The organism is Lamprobacter sp., from assembly GCF_034860625.1.
Lineage (GTDB): Bacteria > Pseudomonadota > Gammaproteobacteria > Chromatiales > Chromatiaceae > Lamprobacter.
Map to the genome: position 1 here is coordinate 1 of NZ_JAYESN010000283.1, position 3597 is coordinate 3597.

Consider the following 3597-nt stretch of genomic DNA (forward strand, 5'->3'; position numbering starts at 1 on the left):
AAGAGCAGCACCTAAGCTGAGCAGTGTCCCTTGTTAGCACAATCAGCACCATGAGGATGCGCAAGTAGAGGCCATTCTGCAGACGAGGCATGACATCCGCTAAAGCGCCGTCGCGCGATGCCGGATCGCCAGATCGATGTAGTGTTGAGCCGCGTAGTCGAGATACTCCAGTTCAAGGTCGGTCAACGTCCGCGCCGGCTTGGCCGGGGCGCCAATGTACATGAAGCCGCTTTGTAGAACTTTGCCGGGCGGCACCACTGCGCCGGCTGCGAGCATCAGCCGAGGACGCAAGACGGCTCGATCCAGCACTCTAGCGCCAATACCGATCAGACAGTGATCATGCACCTCACAACCGTGTAAGGTGGCATGGTGACCAATGGTGACACGCTCGTGGACAATAGTCGGCGCGCCCCCTGGTAAAAAACGACTGTCGTGCGAGACGTGAAGCACTGAGCCATCCTGCACATTGCTGCCAGCACCGATAAAGATTCGGTGGATGTCGCCGCGCAGCACGGCCGTAGGCCAGACCGATGCCTGCGCCCGAATCTCGACGTCTCCGATGACGACTGCAGTCTCGTCAATCCAAGCATCTGCCGCAACACGGGGCTCTAGCCCCTGATAACTCCTGACGTTATTCATCGCGCTATCTTGGTACCTCTAGATGATCGGTCTAGCGAGATGCTATCACGACCTCAACTCGTGACTGTGGTTCCGCAGGCGCTTTGATATGCTGCTGCTGATCATCCTCCAGCCGACACGAGAGCTCGTTGACGAACATGCGGTTGTCTAATCTGATCCTCTTGCTGAGCCTAGCGACGATCGCGGCAACGGGAAGCGCTGAATCGCCCTTTGTCTTCGGCCCGGAAGAGGTGATACCGAAAAGCATTAAGCCCGGAGAAAAGTGGAAGGAAGGCGAGGTGAGCCTGCCAAGCTGGCCGCAGGACGCTGACCTCATCGAGATTCGGCTCGACCGCCCCGATGAACGCTTCACCTACTTTCTCGACCGCGCCAGTCTGACGACAGGTCGTGACGGCGTCGTTCGCTACACCATCGTCGCTGAAACCCTAGGCGGCACTCAAAACATTACCTTTGAAGGCATTCGTTGCTCGGCCAACGGCGCCTACCGCATCTATGCCTTCGGACAAGGCGGGCGCTTTCAGCGCGCATCCGGCGGAGATGAATGGCAGCCGATCGGCACATCGACAGCCGACGCTGCTCGCCGCGAGCTGTGGCGACACTATCTATGCATACCGCGTCTGCTCAAAGCGCGACCAAAACGCGACCAGCTTCGGATGCTACGCAGTGGGCGAATACCCGAGAACGACAACAGTGGCTTTTTGACCAACTAGGCCAGCTTGAATAGGCCAGTTTGAAACCTCAGCCCGCAACCGGCATCTCAGGCGCTACCAGTGGCGCAGAGGTGTGCGCCCGCTAACTTTGCTGGTGCTCTATGCGCAATCCACTTCTTAACGACCAAGCCCACCCCGCCTTCTCCGCCATCAAACCAGAGCACGTCGAACCTGCAATCGACCTGCTTATCAGCAATGGCAGGCGCCTGCTGCAGTCCCTGACTGCGGAGACATCTACCGCGACCTGGGATTCATTCGTCCAGCCGATCGAAGAAGAAGACGATCGCCTCGCCCGCGCCTGGTCACCGGTCAGTCACCTCAATGCCGTCATGAGTTCTGACGAGCTGCGTGCAGCCTATAACGCTTGCCTGCCGAAGCTCAGTGAGTATGCAACAGAGGTTGGTCATAACACATCGCTTTATCGGGGATACAGGCAGGTTTTTGAGGCCGACGACCTCGATCCCGCGCAGCGCAAGATGCTCTCTAACGCACTTAGAGACATGCACCTTGCGGGCGTCGATCTTCCCCCAAAGGCAAAGGCGCGGTTCAAGGAGATCAATCGCGAGCTATCGCGGCTCAGTGCCAAATTCGAAGAGAACCTGCTCGATGCGACCAATGCTTGGCACAAGCAGATAACCGATCTCAACCTGCTCAATGGGCTACCTGAATCAGCGATTGGGCTTGCGCGGCACCTTGCGGAGGAACGCGGGCTAGAGGGCTGGGTGTTGACGCTTGACCTCCCCTCCTATCTGCCGGTGATGAAACATGCCCTCAGCAGAGAGCTGAGGCGAGTGGTTTATGAGGCCTATACAACGCGGGCATCAGATCAAGGACCAAATGCCGGACGCTGGGACAACACCCAAGTGATCGAAGAGATGCTCGCTTTGCGGCACGAGCAAGCAAATCTGCTGGGCTTTAAGAACTTCGCAGAAGTCTCGCTCGAGCCCAAGATGGCAAGGAGTACAGAAGAGGTGATGGCATTCCTGAAGGACCTTGCTCACCGCTCTGCACCACAAGCGCGCCGCGAGATGGAAACGCTCAAGGCCTTTGCCCGCGCTGAGGGCGGTCCCGAGCAGCTCGAAGCCTGGGATATACCCTTCTGGTCTGAACGCTTACGTCAGTCTCAGTTCGCGATTAGCGACGAAGAGCTAAAGCCCTACTTTGCATTGAACCAGGTCATCAGCGGGCTGTTTCAGATCGCAGAGCGGCTGTTCGATATCGAAATCACCCCTGCGCCAGGCAGGGCCGATATCTGGCATCCAGATGTCCGTTTCTACCAGATTACGAATCTCAATGGGGAACTGATTGCTCAGTTTTTTCTTGATCCCTTCGCACGTCAAAAAAAACGCGGCGGAGCCTGGATGGACGTCTGCACCAACCGTCTCGTTAGTAACCGACGCTACCAGCGACCAACCGCCTACTTGGTCTGCAACTTCACGCCTGCAGTCATCGGCCAACCCACCCTCCTAACTCACGACGATGTTCAGACCCTGTTCCATGAGTTTGGGCATGGGCTGCACCACATGCTGACCCGCGTCGACTACCCGGCAGTGGCGGGGATCAATGGCGTTCCATGGGATGCGGTCGAACTGCCTAGCCAATTTCTCGAAAATTGGTGCTGGGAGCGCGAAGCATTGGACATCTTTGCCATCCACTGCGAGACGGAACGGCCATTACCAGACGCGCTTTATCAACGCATGCGCGCTGCCCGCAACTTCCAGTCTGCTATGCAAACTGTTCGTCAGCTAGAATTTGCGCTCTTCGACTTTCGCCTGCACCTCGAATATGATCCCACAAAAGGAAGCCGCCTCAAAGAGATCTTAGCAGAGGTAAGGGCAGAGCTCTCTCCTCTCCAATTGCCGGATTTCAATCGTTTCGCGAACGGCTTTTCACACATCTTCGCCGGTGGCTATGCCGCTGGTTATTACAGTTACAAGTGGGCAGAACTGCTTGCCGCCGACGCCTTCTCATTGTTCGAAGAGCAGGGCATTCTTGATGTCCAAAGCGGACGCGCATTCCGTGAGCATATCCTTGAGCGAGGCGGCTCCGCCGATCCGATGGAACTCTACATCAGCTTCCGTGGCCGTGAGCCAAACATTGATGCTCTGCTTCGACACACAGGGATTATCGATACTCCAATCCAGCCTCGGAGCGATCCCAAGCAGGCAACGGCCTGATTCTATTTTCCGGGCAAGAAAAAAGCCCATCCGTTAAAAACGGATGGGCTTTTTGGCCATTAAAGCAGCCT

The 3597-nt window shown here is 56.8% G+C and carries 3 protein-coding genes; 2 read left to right on the plus strand and 1 reads right to left on the minus strand.

Translation table 11 applies throughout. The annotated features are described in order from the left end of the window. Positions 1-99: 99 nt before the first annotated feature. The gene (locus VBE63_RS26160) at positions 100-639 is read right to left on the minus strand and encodes a gamma carbonic anhydrase family protein (protein ID WP_323685930.1); all 540 of its coding nucleotides are present in this window, start codon (positions 637-639) and stop codon (positions 100-102) included. Positions 640-782: 143 nt separating this feature from the next. Between VBE63_RS26160 and VBE63_RS26165 the strand changes: the two genes are divergently transcribed. Next, the gene (locus VBE63_RS26165; protein WP_323685931.1) at positions 783-1349 is read left to right on the plus strand and encodes a CNP1-like family protein; all 567 of its coding nucleotides are present in this window, start codon (positions 783-785) and stop codon (positions 1347-1349) included. Between the two features lie 101 nt (positions 1350-1450). Further along, a complete protein-coding gene (locus VBE63_RS26170; RefSeq protein WP_323685932.1) occupies positions 1451-3526 on the plus strand; it encodes a M3 family metallopeptidase in 2076 nt (691 codons plus the stop codon). The last annotated feature ends 71 nt before the right edge of the window (positions 3527-3597 follow it).

Coding starts and splice junctions, on each gene's coding strand:
- VBE63_RS26160 (WP_323685930.1), bottom strand. CDS start 639: ATGAATAACGTCAGGAGTTATCAGGGGCTAGAGCCCCGTGTTGCGGCA.
- VBE63_RS26170 (WP_323685932.1), top strand. CDS start 1,451: ATGCGCAATCCACTTCTTAACGACCAAGCCCACCCCGCCTTCTCCGCC.